This window comes from Paenibacillus sp. FSL R5-0713, assembly GCF_037973325.1.
GTDB lineage: Bacteria > Bacillota > Bacilli > Paenibacillales > Paenibacillaceae > Paenibacillus.
In genome coordinates, this window is sequence record NZ_CP150229.1 from 4,635,889 (window position 1) to 4,658,369 (window position 22,481).

Below are 22,481 nucleotides of genomic sequence, written 5' to 3' on the forward strand. Positions count from 1 at the left end.
GAGAATCGCTGCATCTTGATTATTTCACTGACCGGTCCTGTTCCAATTGATCATAGGATTGCTTGATTGTTGTTAATGTTTCTACGTGGCGATAGATGTTGTTACTTGCCGTAACGATAACACATAACATGATTAAGCCTATAATCGCTTTTTTCCCCAATCCCGGACGCAGGCTGATGACGAAACCTCCACCCAACAGGAAGAACGCAAACAGATAGTGTCCCGCATACAGGTACATATCATATTGAAATACTGCCAGACCAAAGCCCACGACTACATGAAGCAAAAAGGCAAACAGAATATATGGCACAAGTGTCCACACTTCACGTTCACGAATGCCCTTGATGAAGCCCATGAGTGCCAGTAATAAAATAAAGATACCTGTAATCTGTACAACGATTGGATTGGAACGGGATAGATCCGTAACAAAGGCAGCCATGCCCGGGTCCAGTAAATGCATCTTCGGTGTCATCATCGGATTGATGGTTAACATGTTCAATGCTTTCCAGTGAATGGCGAACTGGAATGGTGTTGCATAGCTAGTTCCACCATTTTGAATGCCCAATAGCCAGTTACTAACCCAGCTGCGACCTCCAAATGCAACATATTGAACACCTGTTAATACGGCAATCATCAGAACTGCCAGTGCCATGATGCCGATGTATTTTTTCAAATTCGCCTTATCACGCCATGCATGCATATTGAAGAAATTGGCACCAGCAAACGGTACGATATTGGTTGAGGTTAATCCGAAGTTAATCGATGCAAGCAATGCATTGGGTACATATCGTACGTCCTGACGCTCACGCGTATACTGCATGTAAACCACGGAGAACAGAATAACGAACTGTACATAAGGATACGAGTCCGGGATCAACGCAGTATACATGAGGTAGGAACTGAAACCAAACAGTAAGGCGAACAGCAAAGGTATAATCGTCGGTCTATCTTCTTTTTGACTCAGGAAGAGATACGCCAGCACTACCGAACCTGCATTCACCAGCGATTGCAAAATTAGAAAGAACCAGTTGCCTCCCAGCAGCTTCGCTACAGCCGCAACGGTGACTGCCAAAAAGGAAATCAGCGGATGAATAACAGAAGAACTGTTGTCCCCATAATACATTGAAGGATCAAAGTTGAATATATTGAGTGGAAACAGCGTCGTATTAAAAGGGCTATACTTCCCAAGCAATTCCGCATTATTTTCAATGTACAGAACGTACGAGCCGTTCATTAAACCATAAAATAGAGCAAATCCTGCAAACAGGTAAAAGGCTGTCCAGTTGGCTCTGCGATTATAAAATAAGTAGTCCAAAAATTTCATGCTATCATTCACATCCAATAAATTTTATAAAAAACCATCATAATTTGAGCGATTGGAAGGTCATTCTGTCATCGCAGTGTTCGTGTATATAATGGATGGTTCAAATTAGAGCACCAATAAACATAGGCCCCCCATAATACACGCCACGCCAATCCAGCGTAAAGGCCCTACTGCCTCTTTAAATACCAGCATCGCAATGATCAGAGTCCAAACATAGGTTAATGCGTTGGCAGGCAGTACTACGGTTAATGGGAGAAACTTCAACAATACAATATTCAGCAACGCACCGGTTCCGTAGAATCCGAGTCCCATGAGTACATGCAGACGATTGCGACTAGATGCATAAGCCTTCAGTCCAGCCCCGCCCAGTGCACCACACAATGTCATGACAACTAAAACGGCAACCATCCAGCTATCGATCAACACTGGTTAATGTCACCCCGATTCCAAGCAACACAACTGCTGCCAGCTTCTGCACCGTAATTTCTTCCCCAAGCAAAAAATATCCATAGATTAAGGCAAATACGTAGCTGGCACACATCAGAGGATAAGCAACAGAGAGTTTTTCCAGAGCAAAAGCTTTAATCATCAAAATCGCTCCAAGTCCATAACACAGAAAACCAACACCAAGGTAAATCCACTCGGTTAGTCCCCATTTCCAGAACAATTGACCCGTTGCTGTCAGAAATGCGGAGACGAGCATCAACCATTTACCGGTATGACGCGATTTTATTTCCCCCACGTTAATGCCTCCATGTCCGGAACACGCTTGTTAATAAAGTATCGTTGACTCACTAGCTGCATGACTGGAAGATCGGATAAGGAGTCCGAGTAGGAACATGACTGGTCATAGTCAATGACCATATCCTTCTCCCTCAGATAAGCCTGAATTCGGCGTACCTTCTCTTCCCCTTTGCAATTGCTGCCATCAATCCTGCATGTGTAACCATTCGCATGACGGACAAGTTCAGTTCCGATGACATGATCCACCCAGGGGAAGTTTTTAAAGTATTTCATATAGGCATGCGGAGATGCAGTGACCAGCAAGACATGATATCCTGCTTCTTTGCGATGCTGCATCTCTACACTGGCCTCGGCAAATATGGACGTACGCAAGCGAGTATCAAAGAAATGTTCCAGATCTTTTTCAGACATACGCTCAATTTCTTGAAAGTAGGATCGTTTGACTTGTTCAACAGTCATGAAGCCTGCCTTGAATAAAACAGTATGTAATGCGATGACAGGTAATCTCCATACCTGCCACGGGTAACGGCGAACACCGTAGTGCACAAATTGAAACATGGAATCACTGCGTATAATTGTTTTATCAATATCAAAAATTGCGACTTTCGTGCTTTTCACCCTGATCCCCCTCAGCCTTTATTCAAAGATAGTAAAAATGGTAACAACACTGATCACATACAAAATCACCGTAATTAATATGGGCTTGTCCTCAAACAGTACACGATCGGGCGAGCCTCCCTGGTTCTTCATGTGGATCAGATACAGATAACGGAACATGCCGTAAATGACCAGTGGAATGGTCCACATGAGATGGATGGTCCGGTCTGAAGTGAATGTGAATAGAGAGTAGCTGATAATCGTAGCTGTCGTCACAATCGTATTGAATTGATCCAGCAACGTAATGGAGTAGTTGTCTAAAACCTTACGGTGCGATCCCGTATTCCCCTCAAGCAGCGTAAGTTCATTTCTGCGTTTGCCAATGGCCAAAAACAATGACAACAGCATGGTACAGATCAAAAACCACGGTGTGAATGGTACATGGATCAGCACACCACCTGCAATGGCACGAAGTACAAAGCCGGCTGCAATGGTCATCATATCCAGGATAACGAGATGTTTCAGCACAAATGAATATGATACATTCAATAGGAAATAAACAATACATAACACGCCGAATAGAGGGTTCATCATGAAGGCCGTTCCGACGGAAAGGATTAACAGAATAATACCAAACAATAAAGCATGACTCGGATTTACCTGCCCAGAAGCCATCGGACGATACTTTTTCACCGGATGCTGTCGATCCCTGTCCCGATCTACAAAGTCATTTAAAATATAAACACAGCCTGCAACGAAGCTAAATAGAATAAAACCAAGCAAAGTCGCAAGAATGGTTTCAGCCCGAATCTCCTCAAAAGAGAATAGTAACGCAGCAAATAACAGCAGATTTTTAGTCCACTGTTTGGGTCTTAACAATCTGAATAATCCTGACACTGTACTTCCTGTTCCTGTAGCCGGTGAGGATACCGTACTCGTTCGTGATGATAACAATTGTAATAACTCCCTTCAAAAACAACTTCTGTATATAAGAAATAACGTAAAGATCTAATCATATGTTGCTTGTATAATTTTGTAAAGGGAGTAAATGAAAAAAATCTAATATAAACATAAAAAAAGAGACCGTTACCGGTCTCTTTGTTCTCACACATGATTAATCTATAGGGTACTACAATTAAAATTCGAATTGCACGTCGCTCAGACGACGTTTGATCTCAGCAATAACGCGTTTCTCTTCTTCTTCACCTTTAGCTTCAAAGGTTACGGAGAAACGAACAAAGTTACCAGCATCATCCCAAGGTACGGATGAGATCAATTTCTCACGGATCAGGAATTGGGAGAAATCTTCACCGGATTCAAAGCGACGTCCGCCAACCACACCTTTTGGTGCTTCCACATACAGGAAGAATGAACCTTTAGGTTTTTCAGCCTGGAAGCCCAGTTCGTTCAATGCGGCAACGAGCATGTCGTGACGACGGGAATATTTCTCTGCAATTTTCTCCGTAATTTCTGGATGATTCAATCCATAAGCAGCAGCCTTTTGAATCGCAATGAACTGACCGGAGTCATTGTTGTCCTTCACGTCGCTGAATGCTTTGACTACAAGCGGGTTACCCGCTACGAATCCGATTCTCCAACCCGTCATGTTGTAGGACTTGGATAGAGAGTGCAGCTCTACGCCGACATCCTTCGCTCCAGGTACGGACAGGAAGCTGAACGGTTTTTTGCCATCATACGTCAATGCTGCGTATGGCGCATCATGTACAACCACTACGTTATATTTCTTAGCCCACTCAACAACTTCAGTGAAGAACTCCACCGTTGCGCTTGCGCCTGTTGGGTTGTTCGGGTAGTTCAGGTAGAGCAACTTCGCACGCTTTGCGATGTCTTCCGGAATAGCCGTCAGATCAGGCAGGAAGTTGTTCTCTTTCGTCAATTGAATGTTGAACACTTCTCCACCCAGATATTTAGTGTGTGTACCCATAACCGGGTAACCTGGAACGGTCATGATTGTCACATCACCCGGATTGATGAAGCATGAAGGCATCATCGCCAAAGCCGGTTTGGAACCAATGGAGTGCACGATTTCAGTATCAGCATCGATACCTTCTACGTTAAATACGTTTTTCAGGTAAGAAGCAGCAGCAGCCTTGAATTCAGGAATACCATTGTCGGCATAACCACGGTTCTCAGGTCTGGAAGCTTCTTCAGCAAGTGCAGCTACAATGCCTGCATCTGCCATTTCATCCGGTTCACCTACACCAAGGTCAATCAGTTCCACATCGGGAAAATCTTTTTTGGCCGAAGCTTTGGCACGTTTGATTTTCTCGAATTTATAAATGTTCGTGTCTTTACCATAGTTGGAGCCACCGATACGGTCGGCAAAATTAGTCTGAATGTAAGTTTCTTGGTATTTATCGATACTCATAACGTTGTTCATCTCCTCATTTGACGCAAATTTCTACACTTTAATATGAAGCATTTGCGTGATCAAAGCCATGGACAAAGTATCCGAACATTTGTACTTTCTTGGAACGGTTAACGACTGCGTAGTGAGGCCAGAACGTCTTCTATATCCTGAGGAAGCGGAGCTGAGAATTCAAGATATTCTCCCGTTGTTGGATGCACAAATCCAAGAATGGCCGCATGAAGTGCCTGTCCTTGCATTTTGATGCCTTTATTCCGTCCGTACGTTGGATCTCCTACAAGCGGGTGACCAATAAATTTCATGTGAACCCGAATCTGGTGAGTACGTCCTGTCTCCAGTTTCAGTTCAAGTAAGGTGTAATCTTTAATGCGCTCTGTAACAGTAAAATGCGTAACGGCATGTTTACTGTTACGATCCGTGACCGTATACATTTTGCGGTCATTGGTATCTCGTCCAATTGGTGCATCAATGGTCCCTTGATCATGGTTAAGATGACCATGCACGAGCGCAATATAACGTCTATTCACCGTATGGTCTTTCAACTGAGCAGCCAGTGATGCATGAGCACGATCGTTCTTGGCAGCCATGATCAGGCCGGATGTATCCTTATCGATACGATGCACAATACCAGGGCGCAACTCCCCATTAATACCCGAGAGGTCATTGCAGTGATACATGAGTGCATTAACGAGGGTACCGGACGTATGTCCTGGTGCTGGATGCACCACAAGACCACGCTGTTTGTTAATCACGATCAAGTCGCTATCTTCATATACCACTTCCAGTGGAATATCTTCGGCAACGATCTCCACAGCTGTTGGTTCTGGAATCTGTAACTCGACCAGATCCCCTTCGGATAACTTGGCATTGGCTTTAACCACAGCACCATTGACCGTAACCATTCCGTCTCCGATCCACAATTGAACTTGGGAGCGAGATACGTTATCTACCGCTTCCGTAATATATTTGTCAATTCGTTCTTTTTTATGTTCAGCGGCAACGGTCCATTCCATACGTTCATTGCCATTCATTAGTTCTTCGTCGTTAATCTGTTCCTTATTCGGATTACTCATGATGTTCATTCCCTTCAATCTTCGCGGCAGCTTTTTCGCGCCGTCCTTCAAGTAACGTCTCCACAATGATCAACGCTACACCGATGCAGATTGCAGAGTCTGCGATGTTAAAAATGGGAAACGTATAACTTCCAAAATTAAGTTGTACAAAATCCACAACTTCTCCGGTCAATGCCCGGTCAAGGAAGTTGCCAATTGCTCCACCAAGCACCAAACTAAGCGCCACAGGCAGCAATTTGTGCGGGGTATCTTTTACTTTTTGCAAATACCAAATCAAGGCAACGACCACAATCAACGTAACCACGATAAAGAACCAACGCTGGTCCTGCAGAATGCCAAAAGCTGCTCCTGAGTTACGATGTGATGTGATGACAAAGAAATTGCCGATTACCGGAATTTCTTCTCTGAGTTCCATCCGGGTTGCAATCAGATACTTGGTTCCCTGATCCAATAAAAATACGATAAAAGCGAGGATATAATACACCACGTTTGTTTGTCACTCCGTTCTTGTCTTTTCCAAACGATACCAGGCTTACGCCAGACTTGTTTATTGTAGCACAGCTGTTTGGAAATCGTCCACGACGCGGCTATATCACAATGCTTATGGCAAAAACGATAACATTTCCCTTCTGTAATCTTGCCCATAATGGCACATCCTACAATAGAGTCAACATCCGGATTCCAGCATGAAATCAGAAAGGGGAAAATCATGTCACATTTTACTGCCGAACAACTGCATTTTTTACGTTCCCAACTGATGTCCGATAAGCGCGATATTGAACATAGACTGTCGGAAAACGAGCATTATGGCCTTGGAGACTCCCTTAAACTACAGACAGGTGAACTATCACCGATTGATAACCATCCTGGCGACTTAGCCACGGAAGTGTATGAGCGCGAAAAGGATATTTCCCTGTTGGAACATGATGAATTCCAATTGGAGCGAATCGATTCTGCACTGCACTCCATCGAAGAAGGAAATTATGGTACATGTGCAGTCTGCCAGCAACCCATTCCTTATGAACGCATGGAAGCTGTTCCTTATACGAAATACTGCAAAAAACATCAACCGGAAACCGTTGTCTCCGAAAACCGCCCTGTAGAGGAAGAGTTCCTCGCCCCGGCATTCGGTCGAACCAGTCTGGACGAGCGTGATGACCAAAACGGCTTCGATGGTGAGGACACCTGGCAGATTGTTGAAAGCTGGGGCACATCGAACTCACCAGCCATGGCTGAAGATCGAGATATCGACAGCTATGATGTTATGGCCATTGAAGCCACCGATGAAGTGGAGGGCTGCGTTGAAGCCTATGAAAGCTTCGTTGCAACAGACATCTATGGTCATGACGTATCCATCGTGCGCAATCGGCAATATCGCCAGTATCTGGAGAACCGTGAGGGCGAGGGTCTGTTAGAACCGGATATGGAGACGGATGACATTTACTAACTGTAACTCAATATCATTCACCTTAATTGCTTAATAGGTGTTCATATCAAGCTGACGCTGGACAATACGCACAATATCAGCGATGTAGTCTCCAACAATGGGAAGATTGAGCGCCCCGAGTAGCTGTAAAACGTAAATAATTGTTGCTGCGAAAAAGGTAAAACCAATGGCGATCCCCACACCTCGTGCGGCTCCAGACAACAAGTTAAGTCCGATTAATTTCCATGGTCTGTTCAGCAATTCTGTGTATTGCGCAATCCGTGAACGTTCCAGTTCATTCGCCAGACGGTTAGTCAGGGTATGCAGCTCTTCAATTTTGTCATGTGAATTCAGATGATCTGATGTTGATGGTGTAGCCGCCGTTGCTGTTTGCTTGTCATGTTCGCTCATGTTTTGGTCAGTTCCTTTGATCAATATAGATTGACTGCACTATAGAATCATTTCCTTTTTGCCTAAAAAACAAACGAGCCCAGAATCAGGGAAAATGTCCCTGCCTCTGCGGCTCGTTTGTTTATGCTCTATACGCTCTCACTGTTGAATGGAAAATGCTTCGAATTATGCTTCGATGTAAATACCGATCGATTTGCCTCCGGCTTCAACACGTTCCATGGACTCATTCGAGCCAAATGTCACTTCGGTTACGAGAACATTCTCACGCAACACATCATCAAACGCCTGAATAGCTTCCTGTAGGGATGTATCCACATCCAGTGTCAAACGTACTCTTTTCTCAATCGGCAAGTCCAGTCGTTTCCGGGTATCCTGCACAGCACGAACCACTTCACGAACCCAGCCTTCTTGTTCCAGTGCTGCTGTAATTTCAGTATTAAGCGCAACCGTCAGACCGTAACCTGATGCTGAAGCAAAACCTGATTTGGCCTGTTTATCAACCAATAATTCTTCGCTCGTCACTTGCAGCTCTTCGCCTTCCGGAGAAACGATGTTCAGCACACCTTCCGAAACCACTTTACGCGTCTCATCGGCCGACATTCCCTTGAAGAAGTTTTGCAGGAATCCTACGTTTTTACCGTATTTCTTACCTGCAACTTTCAGGTTCAGCTTCAATGTAAAGTCAACGAATTCCGCATCGTTATGCTCCGTACGGATTCCTTTTACATTGATCTCTTCCTTGATGATCTCTTCGTAACTTGCCAGGTCAAAGCCTTTATCCAGAGAAACAATCAATTCGGACAGCGGCTGACGTGTCTTGATGCCGGTTTCGTTACGAACGTTACGGGCAAGTTCAACCACACGGCGAGCCGTCTCCATATCCTGTTCCAGTCCTGCATCAATTAGAGATTCATTGGCTACCGGATAATCTTCCATGTGCACACTCTCGCCTGTTGCAAGGTTCAGATAGATATCTTCGGCGAGCATCGGTGTAAACGGAGCAACCAGTTTTGCAGTAGTCACCAATACCTCAGTCAATGTGCGGTAAGCATCCAGTTTATCCTCTGTCAGGCCACTTCCCCAGAACCGGTCACGGGAACGACGGATATACCAGTTACTCAGCTCATCGACAAATGCTTCAATCGCTTTGGAGGAGTTCAGGTAGTCGTTAACCAACAACGCTTTTTCTACAACCAGAATCAGACTGTTCAGCCTCGACAGAATCCAGCGATCCAGCTTGTGTGCGGACAGTTGGAACGGATGCTCCTGTGGATCAAATCCATCGATGGTAGCATATAGCGTCAGGAATGCATGGGTGTTAACCAGTGTATCCACCATTTTGGATTTGGCTTCGCCTACGATCCCTTTGGAGAAACGTTTACTGTTCCACGGTGCACTGTCAGACAACAAAGCCCAGCGGAATGCATCGGTACCGTATTCTTCAATTACTTCCCAAGGATCGATCACGTTACCTTTGGATTTGGACATCTTCTGTCCGTTCTCATCAAGAACGTGTCCTGTAGCCATAACTGCTTTGTAAGGCGCTTTGCCTGTCAAAAGGGTAGAAACCGCCAGCAAGCTGTAGAACCAGCCACGTGTCTGGTCAATTCCCTCACAGATCATATCAGCAGGATACTGCTGTTCGAAGACTTCTTTATTTTCAAATGGATAGTGCTGCTGGGCAAACGGCATGGAGCCGCTGTCGAACCAGACATCGATCACTTCCGGTGTACGTTTCATCTCATATTTGCCACAAGAGCTCATGACTTTAACGTCATCCACATACGGTTTATGCAATTCAAGATTCTCAGGCACATCCCCTACCGCACGGGCACGTAATTCTGCAATGCTGTGTGGAGCAAATTGTTCACCAGTCTCCTCGCACACCCAGATGTTCAGCGGAGTTCCCCAATAACGATCACGGCTGATGTTCCAATCCACCAGATCCTCAAGGAATTTCCCGAAGCGACCTTCACGAACATGACCTGGGTACCAATCCACTTCACTGTTGTTGGCAATCAATTGGTCCTTGATGGCTGTTGTTTGGATAAACCAACTGTCCATTGCATAGTACAGAAGCGGTGTATCACAACGCCAGCAGAATGGATAGCTGTGCTCATATTTTTCTTTGCTGAACAAACGTCCATTCTCAGACAGATATCGCACGATATCAATATCACAATCCTTCACGAAACGTCCGGCAAAGTCAGTAACCTCAGCGACAAATTTACCTTCCAGGTCCACCATGTTCACAAAGCTGATACCATTTTCACGGCACACACGGTAGTCATCTTCACCATGGGCAGGAGCCATGTGTACGATACCCGTACCACTTGCATCCGTTACAAAGCCTGCACCCAGAATGATGTTGGCTTTCTCAGCCTGAACGTAGTTGAACGGAGGATCATACGTTTTGCCAACCAGATCGGCACCTTTCAGTGCACCAATGATCTCATACTCACCCTTGGTATCTTTCATTACTTTCTCTACCAAATTCGTTGCCATGATGTACACTTCATCACCTTGACGAACACGGGAGTAGTCCATATCCGGATTCACGGCAAGTGCGACGTGTGAAGGCAGCGTCCAAGGTGTCGTTGTCCAAGCAAGCACGAATTCTCCGCTGTCATTCAGCTTGAATTTTGCTGTAGCGCTCAGGTCTTTGACGTCTTTGTACCCTTGTGCAACCTCATGGGAACTCAGTGTCGTCTGGCAAGATGGGCAATACGGGCTCACACGATGGCCCCGATACAGCAGGCCTTTCTCATGGATTGTCGCGAGGATGTTCCATACACTCTCAATGTAGTTGTTATCAAGGGTGATATATGGGTTATCCATATCTGTCCAATATCCGATACCCTCTGTCAGATCACGCCATTGTTGCTCGTACTCGAATACACTCGCTTTACATTCGTTAATGAATTTCTCCACACCGTAATCTTCGATTTCCCACTTGTGGGAGATGCCAAGCTTCTTCTGTACACCCAGTTCTACGGGCAGGCCGTGTGTATCCCAACCCGCTTTACGAACAACACGGTAACCCTTCATCGTGTTATAACGACCGACGAAATCCTTGATTACGCGTCCCAGTACGTGACCGATATGCGGTTTTCCGTTCGCTGTAGGCGGCCCTTCATAAAATACAAAGTTTGGCTTGCCCTCGCGGTTTTCGATGGATCTTCTAAATGTATTCTCCGTTTTCCATTTATCCAACACGCGTAATTCTCTGGCACGTGCCTTCTCTTTGACGTCAACTCGTTGCATGGTGATCATCTTCCCTTTCTTTGGTTAAGATTGTGGACCGTCCACAAAAAGCGTTTCAATCCCCCTAAATCCCCCTTGCCAAGGGGGACCCCATAGGCGCTCCGCCCTCTGGACACCCGGGATGGCTTGTCGATTGGGGGACAGTTGCGCCGCTTGTGGGCGAGGGTTTATGTGCGTGGTGACGGCCATTTTGCGGCTTGTTCCCTGCGTGAACGCCGCATGGCCTTACCGCGAGGCGGGTGTTGCCGGGTGCTTCGCTCTCCCGGCGGGCGGCTCTCTCCTTGAGGCACCTTCGGGCCTCATGAACGTTCGCCTTAGCGAAACCCGTGTGCCGGGTGCTTCGCTCTCCCGGCGGGTGGCTCTCTCCTTGAGGCACCTTCGGGCCTCATGAACGTTCGCCTTAGCGAACCCTGTGTGCCGGGCGCTTCGCTCCCCCGGCGGGTGGCTCTCTCCTTGAGGCACCTTCGAGCCTCATGGACGTTCGCCTTAGCGAACCCCTGTACCGGGTGCTTCGCTCTCCCGGCGGGCGGCTCTCTCCTTGAGGCACCTTCGGGCCTCATGAACGTTCGCCTTGGCTAACCTGTGTGCCGGGTGCTTCGCTCTCCCGGCGGGCGGCTCTCTACCTGAGGCACCTTCGGGCCTCATGGACGTTCGCCTTAGCGAACCCTGTGTGCCGGGTGCTTTGCTCTCCCGGCGGGCGGCTCTCTACCTGAGGTCCCTGCGGGCCTCATGGACGTTCGCCTTTTTTGGACACAAAAAAGCCCCATCCCTGGAAAGGGACGAGGCTATACTCGCGTTACCACCCTAATTCTGTTCATCACAAACCACATCCAGGCAAGCCTGGGTATGCTCTGTCATCAACAGCGCTTATGCCCCGCTAAACTACCGCAGGGTGCCGTTATAACGTACGGCTTACGGTTCGGCTTACACACGGCAATCACGATCACCGCTTCAGCGTCACTTCTCCGGGGAGATATTCGGCTATAACTCATCCATTGGTTTGCACCAACCACCAACTCTCTGAGGGATGAGATCATAACGTACTGAACCCGTCATGGAATCACTATTCATTATGAATATAGTTATAGCCTCTTTGCAGACAAAAGTCAACCAGGCGACAGACTAATAAATTTCTTTCATCTCCCGCTCACGGTCACGCACTTCCTGCTCCCGGCTCTCCAGCACTTCCCAACCATCCTGAGTCAACAGTTCAAGCTGCGCTTCAACAAGCGTGCGGAAACGGGCACGATAGATCGATGCCTGCTTTTTCAGTTCCTCTACTTCCAAAGCAATCTTTCGTGATTTACCCAACGCTTCGTTCACGATCCGGTCTGCATTTTTCTCTGCTTCCTTCACGATCAACTGCGCTTCTTTCTTCGCATTATTCTTCACATCATCAGCAGCTTCCTGCGCAATAATGATTGTTTTGCTGAGCGTTTCTTCAATCGTTGCAAAATGATCCAGCTTTTCCTGAACGGACAGCAACTGATTGCTCAGCTCTTTGTTCTCGCGAATGACGCCTTCATAATCTTTGATGACTTGATCCAGGAATTCATTGACTTCATCCTCGTCATACCCGCGCAAACGTCGGGAAAATTCCTTGTTGTGTATGTCCAGCGGCGTTAATGGCATGCTGTCCACCTCCTGTAAAAGTTCCTTCCCGTCCAGAGAAGGTTTGCAGCATAAATCTTTGACTTAATGTATATCGGATACACCGCGTATTTTCTACACCTTTATGATAAACATTTCGACAAGAAAGCGGATTTTCCTGCAACAGACTCAGGCAAATTTGCCGATTTTCACTCGGCATCGTCCTTTTTTGGTCATCCCATCCTGTTCAATGACCTTGAAGCGGCCAAATCCCTGAATGGATACGACATCACCCGCTTTTAGTGATTTGGACGGATCTTCCTCAACCTTCCAGTTTACACGACAGCGTCCAGCTTTGATTGGCACCAACACTTTACTGCGACTAAGCCGGTATACATCTGCACAGATTCCATCCAAACGAAGCGAAGCGACTGTAATGTCCATCGTCTCCAGTTTGTTCTCTGACCACCGCATCTGTTCCAAAGGAAGTAACTCTGTGAACACATGTAACCGATGCACCTGATTCAGTTGAAGCGATAAAAAAGCGCCGGTTTCCGCCGCCACCACTGTATGGCAACCGTCCTCCAGCACTTGGATATCCCCGATCTTTCCACGTTTCATCCCAAGTCCGAGCAGGGAACCCATATAGTCCCCGTGCTCCAGCTCTGAGATTTTCTGATCATCAGACGTGATGCTGAGCACCTGCATACCCATATCCTCATCATCCAGATACATGTAATCAGGTGCAACCAGCGCACGCTTTCGCTCAGCAGCCTCGTAACCACCATCCAGACGAATCTGTACGTCATTACGACGATTGACAAGAGTTTGTAAGATAAACACCTGTCTTGGGTCAAGAAAGTCAGTTAGCTTCATCTCATGATACTTGCCTGCACCCTCAACCCAATCTGAAGCCTTATCTACGAAATCTCGCTCATCATGGCTAAAATGTTCGTAAATTTCACCGCTCATCTATGTCACCCTACCCTAATAGTCCGTGTTCAAAAAGACCGGTTTTCAGTACCGAGAAGATGGGATAAAGCTAGAAATGGAGCAGCGGAGCGTAGAGAAAACTACGTGAGCAACCACAATGTTTCCGAAGGAAACATTGTTCGTAAGCCTCCCACTTATTTCGGCTGAATTCCATATTCGATGCTGACGATGCCACTAGGCATCCTTCGTAATTAAAAGCGGACTTTTTGAACAACCTCTAATATACAAAATACCGAAGTATGGAGATCAATCCATTAAGCGCAAGTTGCAGAACGATCAGCGCCACAATCGGGGAAATATCCAGTACACCGAACAAAGGTGGGATAAATCGACGGAATGGTCTTAGATATGGTTCCACAAACTTACCTAGCCATTCACCAATGAAGCTTTCCCGCGCATTGGGAAGCCAAGACATCAATATGTAGACGATGACCATGTAAAAGTAAATCTGGTATAACGTGTACAGCACGCTTTCAATCTGATACAAAAGTGGCTCACCTCATTCTGTTATAATCTTGCTCGCTGTCAGCCAGTATTTCCGTAATTGATCCCTGAATTTCAACCGTATCTGGCGTGCAGAGAAAAATGTTTCCGCCGATTTTGGAAATACCGCCACCCAATGCGTATACCGTGCCACTCAAAAAATCTATAACACGCAGCGCTTGGTCCTGACGTATCCGCTGCAGGTTTACCACAACGGTACGATGCGAACGCAGATGGTCGGCAATCTCCTGAGCCTCGTCATAAGAACGCGGTTCATACAGGACAACTTTAACATTTTTCTGGGAATGAATGCTCACCACATTATTCCCCCTTTGGTTTCTACGTTTATCGAGACTGGAGGTTTCAGCTTCCTGCTGTTCAGCCTCATTTTCCTCCTGCGAAGCCATCCGTTCACGTTCCACAATCTCTTCCTCTTCCTGAAGTCCGAGGAAATTCATAAATTTATTCATTACGCCCATCGTGAACCCTCCTCTTTTCCTACGAGAATCGATCCCAGCCGTACCCAGGTTGCCCCTTCTTCAATGGCCACTTCAAAATCATTGGACATCCCCATCGACAGCTCCGTTAATGGTTCTGCTGTAAGGACTTGTCCATTCAATTGATCTCTCAGCTCACGCAATCCACGAAATACGGGACGCGTCAGCTCGGGATCTTCCTCATGAGGTGCCATGGTCATTAAGCCAACAACCTTGAGATTGTTGAACGAACGAATATCACGCAAAAAAGAACTTGCCTGTTCAGGCTGTAAGCCATTCTTGCTCTCTTCACCCGAAATATTCACCTGCAAAAACGTTTCCACTTGAATGCCAAGTGAAGCTGCTTTCTTATCCAACTCCTTCGCCAATGACAAACGATCCAGTGAATGTATGTAACGAAACTTGCCGATCACGTCTTTCACCTTGTTCGTCTGCAAATGACCGATAAAATGCCAGGTACCCTGTTGACCAAAAGCTTCCCATTTGGCCTGTGCATCCTGCCACCGATTTTCTCCAATATGCTCAAGACCATGATCCAGCACCGATCCCGTTGTTTCAAGTGAGACATATTTCGTGACCGCAATCACATTCACATCATCACGATGACGGTTACTGCGCCGACATGCATCCTCAATCTTCTGATTTACCTGTTGTATACGCTCCTCCAATGACACAGAGGTCACCTCTCTTCCAGCCCAATCCAGCTCGCCATCCGCCCTGTAACGCCATTTTCCTTCCGATAGGAGAAAAATAGTTCGGGATGACAACTTGTACACCATGTTGTACATTCGATATGATCCGGCAATATTCCTGCTTTCATCATAATGTGTCGATTACATTCTTTCAAGTTTAACATCGTTTTACCGTTATTCACGGATCGATATGCCTGTTTAGGAGCAGAATCCTTGTATTCATCATTAACCGGGGAATCATTAAACCAAACCCGTACATGCTGCATGACCGCCTCATCCACTTCATAACAGCAATCCCCAATCGACGGGCCAATTGCAGCCCGAATGTCCTGCCTACGGCTACCGTACTCCCGTTCCATCGTCTCCACCATGGATACAGCGATACCCGCGACTGTGCCTTTCCAACCGGCATGAGCAAGACCAACCGCCTGTTGTACAGGGTCATAGAAATACAGCGGGACACAGTCTGCATAGAAAGAAGTCAACAGCACACCCGGCACATTCGTGACCAATCCATCCGTATCCTGCAACGCCGACTGACGATCAAGTAATCCTCTGCTCCGATCTTCAGCGGTAATTACTGCTACATGTTTGCCATGCACCTGCTCTCCACAGGTCCAGGCTTCCGCTGCAAAGCCAATCTTCTCGGTCACAAGCCGGCGGTTGTTAAGCACAACTTCAGGATCGTCCCCCACATGATAGGCACAATTGAGCGTAGCATACGGAACTTTTCCCACTCCACCATGCCTCGTCGTAAACCCGGCTGACAACTGTTCGAATTGCTGTGTCCATGGCTCAACATATAATAATAACGGATCAGGACCAAAATCTGAATTGGGGTTCTTTGTCCGTTCAAGTAATTCCTTATCCACTACAAAGGGTTCCATTCTCTCACCTCACCACTTCCAGTGTACCAAATGAGCCACATTCTGTCTCATTTATATCGTTCGACGCTGATTACGGTCAGATCGTTCAATGCGTTCCACACGCTCTGTGCGGTTATGCTGCTGTTCATCATACAGGCGCGCTTCGCGATCACGCTCATCATATGTGTTTTCCTTCACCTCATCCATCTTCACCAGAATCACATCCGAACCAATCTTTACGATGTTTCTCCAGGGAATCACCAGATCCGTTCCCCCTCCAAAGAGACCCATAAAACGGCTGTACCCCGGCACAACAATCGCTTCAATTCGTCCCTGCTTCAGATCCAGCTCCAAATCACTGATCTGCCCCAGACGTTTACCATCCGTGATATTAATGACATCCTTAGTCTGAAAGTCCGAGATTTTCATCCCACGTGCCGCAACTTCGCTCGTATTTACTTTCATTCATTCCCGCCCCCTGTTATTCCTCTTCAGCCCGTTCTCCACGCTTCTATACAATATATGTTTCAGGGGCGAAAAATGTCCTGTTTTTCATCGAATGTGGGAACGACTCCATACAAAAAGACGACCAACGGTATACACTGCCCCGATTGATCGTCCTCCTGCCTTTGCATCGTGTTACGACTTCACATGTTTTTGCATCTGTTGTATCGCTGATTTCTCCAGACGTGATACCTGAGCCTGGGAAATGCCAATTTCATCTGCTACTTCCATCTGGGTTTTTCCTTCGAAAAACCGCATCGACAAAATCATTTTTTCCCGCTGACCAAGACGATGCATCGCTTCGCGCAGCGCAATTTCCTCAATCCACGAGACATCTTTGTTTCGGTCATCGCTGATCTGATCCATAACATAGATCGGATCTCCACCATCATGATAAATCGGTTCGAAGAGCGAGACAGGGTCCTGAATGGCGTCCAATGCAAAAACAACATCTTCCTTCGGCACATTCAGTACTTCCGCAATTTCGAATATCGTCGGTTCCCGGGAATTTTTATTCGTCAGGCTGTCACGGACCTGAAGCGCTTTGTAAGCAATATCCCTCAAGGAGCGAGATACCCGAATCGGGTTATTATCACGCAGGTATCGACGGATTTCACCGATAATCATCGGCACCGCGTAGGTTGAAAATTTGACATTCTGGGATAAATCAAAATTATCAATGGCTTTCATCAGGCCGATGCAACCAACCTGGAACAGATCATCGACAAACTCCCCCCGATTGTTAAAACGCTGAATGACACTGAGTACCAGACGCAGGTTGCCATTCACTAATTTCTCTCTTGCTGAGCGATCATGGTGTTGCTGAAGGGAATGAAACAATTCCCTCATTTCAGTGTTGGTGAGGACAGGCAATTTTGCGGTGTCCACGCCACAAATCTCGACTTTGTTTCGGGTCATCGTGATTTACCTCCCAAGGAGAAACATTAATGTACATTATCTCCGGGGCAGGCTTTTTTATTCGTACTCGGCACCCTTGCCAGTAATACCCATTCTGAGGATCGATGGTTTTCAGACCATTTTATTAAACTCCTTGCGAAGTCTTTTAATGATTCTTTTTTCGAGACGAGAGATGTAGGATTGGGAGATTCCAAGTAGATCTGCTACGTCCTTTTGTGTCTTTTCTTCCCCATCCGTCAAGCCAAAACGAAGCTCCATAATCATTCGCTCACGCTCCGTTAATTTTTCCAGTGCCTTGTGCAAAAGTTTTCGGTCTACCTGCTCTTCAATATTCCGATAGATTGTATCGTTCTCTGTACCCAGTACATCCGATAATAATAGTTCATTTCCATCCCAATCAATGTTAAGTGGTTCATCAAAAGAAACTTCTGTTCGGATCTTACTATTACGTCTCAGGTACATCAAAATTTCATTTTCGATACACCGTGAAGCATAGGTTGCCAGTTTGATTTTCTTTTCCGGGTCGAATGTATTAACTGCCTTAATCAGTCCGATGGCTCCAATGGAGACCAGATCTTCAATATTGATTCCTGTGTTCTCAAACTTGCGTGCGATGTATACCACCAGACGCAGATTGCGCTCAATGAGCATCGCGCGAATGGCCGAGTCTCCCGAAGATAATTTTTGCAGTAAAAATTCTTCTTCTTCCCTTGTCAAAGGCGGCGGAAGTGCCTCACTTCCCCCGATATAATAGATCTCTTCACTTTTGAGTCCCAACAAAAATAACAGACGGTAATATTGCAGCTGCGCCACCAGTTTCCATTTCACAAGCATGTACGTTCCTCCTATACCACATTCAGCGGCTTTTCTGTTGCTCCCGCAGAGAGAGCCGTAGACTGCGCAGAAGCAGCGTCTTGCACAAGTTCAGGATGAATCACGGCCTGATATTTCCCATCCGACGACAAAACACCTCCATCCAGCCCAATGAGTACCCTTGTCGTCTCATAACATGTTTCCCCCATCGTCACCTTCACCCGGTCCGGCTTCATTGCCAGCATAAACGCAGTGCCTTTGTTAATGCCTCGATAGGGCACTAGCCGCAGTCGATCCTGCCACTGAAAACTTTCCTGATCAAGCTCCATAATAAGGTTGTCCGGCGCCTCGTCCTTGAGTCTACCCTTCCACGAAGCCGGTAACATGTCTTGCCACAACGAAACCTCCATCACCATGACTGGCATACGCGATAAGGGATCTGTAAGTTGATTGCCCGTATCCAGAAGGCCTGTACAAGAAATGACTACCTCATCGATGCAGACCTCAACTTTACCCAAATAGGTCGTCATGCGATCTGTTTTCCGTTTTGAGCTCTGCACAGCTTTGAATACAAACAGGACAGCAAAGAATACGATAAACGTGAACCAGAAGGCAATCTTCAGATCAAATGATATCCCGCCAGAAGCCGTGAACCAAATGCCGTTAAACAGCTCACCGGAGCTCTGAAGCATGTAATGCACACCCAGAATACCTCCGGCAGCGACAAAATTAATCACATAGAAGGTACCGAGCGTCCTCGTAAAAGCCTGCAGACCCTTAAAACCAAAAGCAATCGTAAGCATGACCAGCGAGAACCCGAACTTGATCAAAAAAGTGAACATAAAATCAAACTCCGGTACAAACATCATAACCACGTATAATGCGCCCACAATGGCTGACAGCAACCATCGCCACCAAACCAGCTTCGTTTTTCGCATCCAGGCGGTCATGCCGATGAGTGCACCGTCAATACACAGGTTTGTCAAAAAAATAAGATCCACATACACAACCAAACTCTTCACCTGCCTGCGCGCAACATATCGAAATACCGGTATCCCGATATCCTGATATTCATGAGCATATTCACAAGTATACGGAGACCCCTGTTCAAAGTCTGTCTAATCATGGGGGTGTGTTTCCAACTTTTTTTGTCGGAATTGCTCAGCCCTTTTGTTCAGAATTTGTTCAATGCTGTATGCTATGATATTTAAAAAAACAGAAAAAACCCGGTCGCTCCATAAGGAGTACCGGGCTATCCATAATTTGATTTGGGTATTAATCGTTATTATTATTGCGTGAACGATTGCGTAAAAATGTCGGAATATCCAGCTGATCATTGCTCGGCTGATTTCCGAACGGACGCAGATTCGGCGAACGTGTATCGGTTGTCTCCGTTGTTGCCGGAGCTGGCTTACGTCCTTGTGGAGGTGGAGCAGGTTTGTCTTCGAAACCAGTTGCGATAACTGTAACCTTGATCTCCTCTTTCAAGTCTTCATCGATGATGGCACCAAAGATCATGTTTACTTCCGGATCGGAAGCAGAAGTTACGATCTCTGCCGCTTCGTTCACTTCATACAGGGACAGATTAACGCCACCCGTAATGTTCATAATTACGCCGCGAGCACCTTCAATGGATGTTTCAAGCAAAGGACTCATAATGGCTTTGCGTGCTGCTTCTGCCGCACGATTCTCACCTGTTGATTCACCAATCCCCATAAGAGCAGATCCACGTTCATGCATAATTGTTTTGACGTCAGCAAAGTCAAGGTTGATTAGACCCGGTACAGCGATCAAATCCGAGATACCTTGTACCGCTTGACGAAGTACATTATCCGCTTGACGGAATGCTTCAAGCATCGGTGTCTTTTTGTCTACAATTTCGAGCAACCGATCATTCGGAATAACGATCAGCGTGTCCACTTTTTCCTTGAGAGCTTCAATACCTTGCTCTGCATGGCTGGAACGTTTACGTCCTTCAAATGTAAATGGGCGAGTTACGACACCCACTGTAAGTGCACCACACTCTTTAGCGATTTCGGCAATAACTGGAGCCGCACCTGTACCTGTACCACCGCCCATACCGGCTGTAACAAATACCATGTCTGCACCTTTCAACGTGTTCATGATCAGATCGCGGGACTCTTCCGCTGCTTTTTTACCTACATCCGGGTTGGCGCCAGCACCAAGACCACGAGTCAATTTATCACCGATTTGCAATTTATGCTCGGATTTCGCCAGGTGTAATGCCTGAGCATCCGTGTTCACCGTAATAAATTCAACACCTTGTACACCATTTTCAATCATACGGTTGACTGCATTGCTTCCGCCGCCGCCTACACCGATGACTTTAATTTGAGCCAAGCTCTCCATCTCGAAATCAAATTCCAACATATTATTCCATCTCCCCCTCAATGTGCATGGATGGCCCGTCCAATTTTTGCTTTGAACCGAATCAATTTCATATATCGACGAACGAAAGCGTTTATGTTAGTACCCGCGCATTCAGACGGCTTTAAGAATGTATGAAATGGATCCAACCTGTTATATAAATTCACTGAACATATTCTTCAGCCGTTCGAACAGACCAGGTTTTTGCTCCGATTCCTGAACCGTATTTGGCTTCGGACGGTTGGTCGGTTTCTTATTATTATTATTGTTATTGTTGTTATTTCCACCGCCGTTATTGATCGAGGGACGAATGCGCAAACTGCGAATTACACTGTGCAATATGCCGACTCCGCTTGTATAGCCAGGGTCACGCACACCAATGTAATCCGGAACTGCAACTCGTACTGAAGCCGCAAGCTCATGCTGAGCGACCTGCAGAACCCCAGGCATAGAGACCGTACCTCCCGTTAGTATATAACCTCCAGGAAGCTCGTTGTAACCAAGACGCTTCACTTCTTGAGAGATCATCTGGAATATTTCCTGAACCCTAGGTTCAATAATAGCCGCCAGATCCTCCTGTGAAAATTCCTTGTCTACATTACTGCCGATTCGGGTTACTTTGAACATCACATCCGCAGCAGCATCATCCAACCAGGCGCATCCGTATTTCAGTTTCACCTTCTCCGCCTGATCCGTCAACGTGCGTAAGCCATAGGCGATATCATTCGTTACGAATTCCCCACCAATAGGCAATGTTGATGTTGCAACAAGACTGTCCTCTTCAAAAATGGCGATGGTTGTTGCACCTGCTCCAATATCCACAAGCACTGAACCCATCGTTTTTTCATCTTTGGACAAAGCCAGTTGACCCGCTCCGAGCGACATGAGAACCAGATCGCTTACTTTCAGACCCGCTTTTTCCACGCAGCGCAAAAGATTATGTATCGCGGTTTTTGCACCCGTAATGATCGTTGCTTCAACTTCCAGACGAACACCAATCATTCCACGGGGGTCCTGTATGCCCTCCAAGCCATCTACAACATATTGCTTGGCGACAACATCAATAATTTCCCGTTCCGGCGGAACTGCAATTACTTCGGCTGCTTTCAACACCCGTTCCATGTCTTCTTCTCCGATTTCACGATCCTCGTTAGAAACAGCCACGACACCGTGACTGCTCATCAGTCCGATATGATTTCCCGAGATTCCAACATACACTTCGGATATTTGAATACCCACCATACGTTCTGCATGATCCACTGCGTTGCGGATCGACTGCACCGTCTGATCGATATCTACGATTACACCTTTGCGAATTCCCTCCGAGTCGGCAGATCCAACTCCTATAATATTAAAGGTTCCATTATTCATTTCCCCAATAATAGCGCGAATTTTGGATGTACCGATGTCCAAACTAACAATGATGTCATTGTTGCTCAAGTCTGTGGCACCTCCTGACTCCAATAGTAAATTACGTTCGAATTTAAACACTCTTAAAACATATTCAAC

Annotated in this window: 23 protein-coding genes and 1 other annotated feature; of the genes, 1 reads left to right on the forward strand and 22 read right to left on the reverse strand. The window is 46.4% G+C overall.

All coding sequences use genetic code 11. The features are described 5' to 3' along the window. Positions 1-19 precede the first annotated feature (19 nt). The 8 genes from MKZ12_RS20670 to lspA form a co-directional block, all read right to left on the reverse strand. Positions 20-1,324, reverse strand: coding sequence for a DUF6080 domain-containing protein (locus tag MKZ12_RS20670; RefSeq protein ID WP_339256397.1), 1,305 nt, complete (start codon positions 1,322-1,324; stop codon positions 20-22). Between the two features lie 105 nt (positions 1,325-1,429). Next, positions 1,430-1,750: an EamA family transporter gene (locus MKZ12_RS20675; protein WP_339256399.1), complete on the reverse strand. Its 321-nt coding sequence runs from the start codon at positions 1,748-1,750 to the stop codon at positions 1,430-1,432. Next, a complete protein-coding gene (locus tag MKZ12_RS20680) occupies positions 1,737-2,066 on the reverse strand; it encodes an EamA family transporter (RefSeq protein ID WP_017687326.1) in 330 nt (109 codons plus the stop codon). The genes MKZ12_RS20675 and MKZ12_RS20680 overlap by 14 nt, the downstream gene beginning before the upstream one ends. Further along, positions 2,054-2,686 carry an HAD family hydrolase gene (locus MKZ12_RS20685; protein WP_339256401.1) on the reverse strand — a complete coding sequence of 211 codons (633 nt, stop codon included), beginning with the start codon at positions 2,684-2,686 and terminating at the stop codon, positions 2,054-2,056. The genes MKZ12_RS20680 and MKZ12_RS20685 overlap by 13 nt, the downstream gene beginning before the upstream one ends. An 18-nt stretch (positions 2,687-2,704) precedes the next feature. Next, positions 2,705-3,619 (reverse strand): decaprenyl-phosphate phosphoribosyltransferase, encoded by a 915-nt coding sequence (locus tag MKZ12_RS20690; protein WP_339256403.1) that lies wholly within the window; start codon positions 3,617-3,619, stop codon positions 2,705-2,707. A 181-nt stretch (positions 3,620-3,800) separates the two neighbouring features. Beyond that, positions 3,801-5,054: an LL-diaminopimelate aminotransferase gene (locus tag MKZ12_RS20695; RefSeq protein WP_036674844.1), complete on the reverse strand. Its 1,254-nt coding sequence runs from the start codon at positions 5,052-5,054 to the stop codon at positions 3,801-3,803. Positions 5,055-5,164: 110 nt separating this feature from the next. After that, positions 5,165-6,136, reverse strand: coding sequence for an RluA family pseudouridine synthase (locus MKZ12_RS20700; protein ID WP_339261479.1), 972 nt, complete (start codon positions 6,134-6,136; stop codon positions 5,165-5,167). Continuing rightward, the gene (gene lspA, locus MKZ12_RS20705; RefSeq protein WP_091028497.1) at positions 6,120-6,614 is read right to left on the reverse strand and encodes a signal peptidase II; all 495 of its coding nucleotides are present in this window, start codon (positions 6,612-6,614) and stop codon (positions 6,120-6,122) included. Before lspA ends, MKZ12_RS20700 begins: the two co-directional genes overlap by 17 nt. 222 nt (positions 6,615-6,836) lie before the next feature. On the opposite strand from lspA, the gene MKZ12_RS20710 reads away from it, so the two are divergent. Further along, a complete protein-coding gene (locus MKZ12_RS20710; protein ID WP_339256405.1) occupies positions 6,837-7,574 on the forward strand; it encodes a TraR/DksA C4-type zinc finger protein in 738 nt (245 codons plus the stop codon). Between the two features lie 30 nt (positions 7,575-7,604). Here the strand turns inward: MKZ12_RS20710 and MKZ12_RS20715 are convergent, their stop codons facing one another. The 14 genes from MKZ12_RS20715 to ftsA all read right to left on the reverse strand — a co-directional run bounded on the left by MKZ12_RS20715 (position 7,605) and on the right by ftsA (position 22,412). After that, the gene (locus MKZ12_RS20715; RefSeq protein WP_339235894.1) at positions 7,605-7,964 is read right to left on the reverse strand and encodes a DUF5665 domain-containing protein; all 360 of its coding nucleotides are present in this window, start codon (positions 7,962-7,964) and stop codon (positions 7,605-7,607) included. Between the two features lie 165 nt (positions 7,965-8,129). After that, positions 8,130-11,228, reverse strand: a complete 3,099-nt coding sequence (ileS, locus tag MKZ12_RS20720; protein WP_339235896.1) for an isoleucine--tRNA ligase — start codon at positions 11,226-11,228, stop codon at positions 8,130-8,132. A gap of 772 nt (positions 11,229-12,000) precedes the next feature. Further along, positions 12,001-12,293, reverse strand: a binding site (T-box leader). A 57-nt stretch (positions 12,294-12,350) separates the two neighbouring features. Beyond that, positions 12,351-12,860, reverse strand: coding sequence for a DivIVA domain-containing protein (locus MKZ12_RS20725; protein WP_339235898.1), 510 nt, complete (start codon positions 12,858-12,860; stop codon positions 12,351-12,353). Positions 12,861-13,007: 147 nt separating this feature from the next. Continuing rightward, positions 13,008-13,790, reverse strand: a complete 783-nt coding sequence (locus MKZ12_RS20730; protein WP_339256407.1) for a YlmH/Sll1252 family protein — start codon at positions 13,788-13,790, stop codon at positions 13,008-13,010. A gap of 238 nt (positions 13,791-14,028) precedes the next feature. Next, on the reverse strand, positions 14,029-14,289 hold the full coding sequence (locus MKZ12_RS20735) for a YggT family protein (protein WP_090810047.1): 261 nt from the start codon (positions 14,287-14,289) through the stop codon (positions 14,029-14,031). Between the two features lie 16 nt (positions 14,290-14,305). Further along, entirely contained in the window at positions 14,306-14,773 is a 468-nt protein-coding gene (locus MKZ12_RS20740; RefSeq protein ID WP_253439303.1) for a cell division protein SepF, read from the reverse strand. Next, a complete protein-coding gene (locus MKZ12_RS20745; protein WP_339256409.1) occupies positions 14,764-15,465 on the reverse strand; it encodes a YggS family pyridoxal phosphate-dependent enzyme in 702 nt (233 codons plus the stop codon). The genes MKZ12_RS20740 and MKZ12_RS20745 overlap by 10 nt, the downstream gene beginning before the upstream one ends. A 5-nt stretch (positions 15,466-15,470) precedes the next feature. Continuing rightward, positions 15,471-16,370 carry a peptidoglycan editing factor PgeF gene (gene pgeF, locus MKZ12_RS20750; protein WP_339256411.1) on the reverse strand — a complete coding sequence of 300 codons (900 nt, stop codon included), beginning with the start codon at positions 16,368-16,370 and terminating at the stop codon, positions 15,471-15,473. Positions 16,371-16,421: 51 nt separating this feature from the next. Then, positions 16,422-16,814 (reverse strand): YlmC/YmxH family sporulation protein, encoded by a 393-nt coding sequence (locus tag MKZ12_RS20755; RefSeq protein ID WP_251035120.1) that lies wholly within the window; start codon positions 16,812-16,814, stop codon positions 16,422-16,424. 174 nt (positions 16,815-16,988) lie between these two features. Continuing rightward, positions 16,989-17,771, reverse strand: coding sequence for an RNA polymerase sporulation sigma factor SigG (gene sigG / locus MKZ12_RS20760; RefSeq protein WP_017687309.1), 783 nt, complete (start codon positions 17,769-17,771; stop codon positions 16,989-16,991). A 111-nt stretch (positions 17,772-17,882) separates the two neighbouring features. Beyond that, on the reverse strand, positions 17,883-18,605 hold the full coding sequence (gene sigE, locus MKZ12_RS20765; protein ID WP_017687308.1) for an RNA polymerase sporulation sigma factor SigE: 723 nt from the start codon (positions 18,603-18,605) through the stop codon (positions 17,883-17,885). An 11-nt stretch (positions 18,606-18,616) separates the two neighbouring features. Then, a complete protein-coding gene (spoIIGA, locus tag MKZ12_RS20770; RefSeq protein ID WP_339256417.1) occupies positions 18,617-19,597 on the reverse strand; it encodes a sigma-E processing peptidase SpoIIGA in 981 nt (326 codons plus the stop codon). 262 nt (positions 19,598-19,859) lie between these two features. Next, on the reverse strand, positions 19,860-20,975 hold the full coding sequence (gene ftsZ / locus MKZ12_RS20775; protein WP_253439311.1) for a cell division protein FtsZ: 1,116 nt from the start codon (positions 20,973-20,975) through the stop codon (positions 19,860-19,862). Between the two features lie 150 nt (positions 20,976-21,125). After that, positions 21,126-22,412, reverse strand: a complete 1,287-nt coding sequence (gene ftsA / locus MKZ12_RS20780; protein WP_339256419.1) for a cell division protein FtsA — start codon at positions 22,410-22,412, stop codon at positions 21,126-21,128. Positions 22,413-22,481 lie beyond the last annotated feature (69 nt).

Bases quoted from the DNA above. Each gene is read 5' to 3' on its own strand.
- MKZ12_RS20755 (WP_251035120.1), bottom strand. From the start codon at position 16,814: ATGAAAGTAAATACGAGCGAAGTTGCGGCACGTGGGATGAAAATCTCG.
- ileS (WP_339235896.1), bottom strand. From the start codon at position 11,228: ATGCAACGAGTTGACGTCAAAGAGAAGGCACGTGCCAGAGAATTACGC.
- pgeF (WP_339256411.1), bottom strand. From the start codon at position 16,370: ATGGAACCCTTTGTAGTGGATAAGGAATTACTTGAACGGACAAAGAAC.
- MKZ12_RS20695 (WP_036674844.1), bottom strand. From the start codon at position 5,054: ATGAGTATCGATAAATACCAAGAAACTTACATTCAGACTAATTTTGCC.
- MKZ12_RS20740 (WP_253439303.1), bottom strand. From the start codon at position 14,773: ATGGGCGTAATGAATAAATTTATGAATTTCCTCGGACTTCAGGAAGAG.
- sigG (WP_017687309.1), bottom strand. From the start codon at position 17,771: ATGACCCGAAACAAAGTCGAGATTTGTGGCGTGGACACCGCAAAATTG.
- MKZ12_RS20700 (WP_339261479.1), bottom strand. From the start codon at position 6,136: ATGAACATCATGAGTAATCCGAATAAGGAACAGATTAACGACGAAGAA.
- MKZ12_RS20715 (WP_339235894.1), bottom strand. From the start codon at position 7,964: ATGAGCGAACATGACAAGCAAACAGCAACGGCGGCTACACCATCAACA.
- sigE (WP_017687308.1), bottom strand. From the start codon at position 18,605: ATGCTTGTGAAATGGAAACTGGTGGCGCAGCTGCAATATTACCGTCTG.
- MKZ12_RS20670 (WP_339256397.1), bottom strand. From the start codon at position 1,324: ATGAAATTTTTGGACTACTTATTTTATAATCGCAGAGCCAACTGGACA.
- MKZ12_RS20710 (WP_339256405.1), top strand. From the start codon at position 6,837: ATGTCACATTTTACTGCCGAACAACTGCATTTTTTACGTTCCCAACTG.
- MKZ12_RS20730 (WP_339256407.1), bottom strand. From the start codon at position 13,790: ATGAGCGGTGAAATTTACGAACATTTTAGCCATGATGAGCGAGATTTC.
- MKZ12_RS20725 (WP_339235898.1), bottom strand. From the start codon at position 12,860: ATGCCATTAACGCCGCTGGACATACACAACAAGGAATTTTCCCGACGT.
- ftsZ (WP_253439311.1), bottom strand. From the start codon at position 20,975: ATGTTGGAATTTGATTTCGAGATGGAGAGCTTGGCTCAAATTAAAGTC.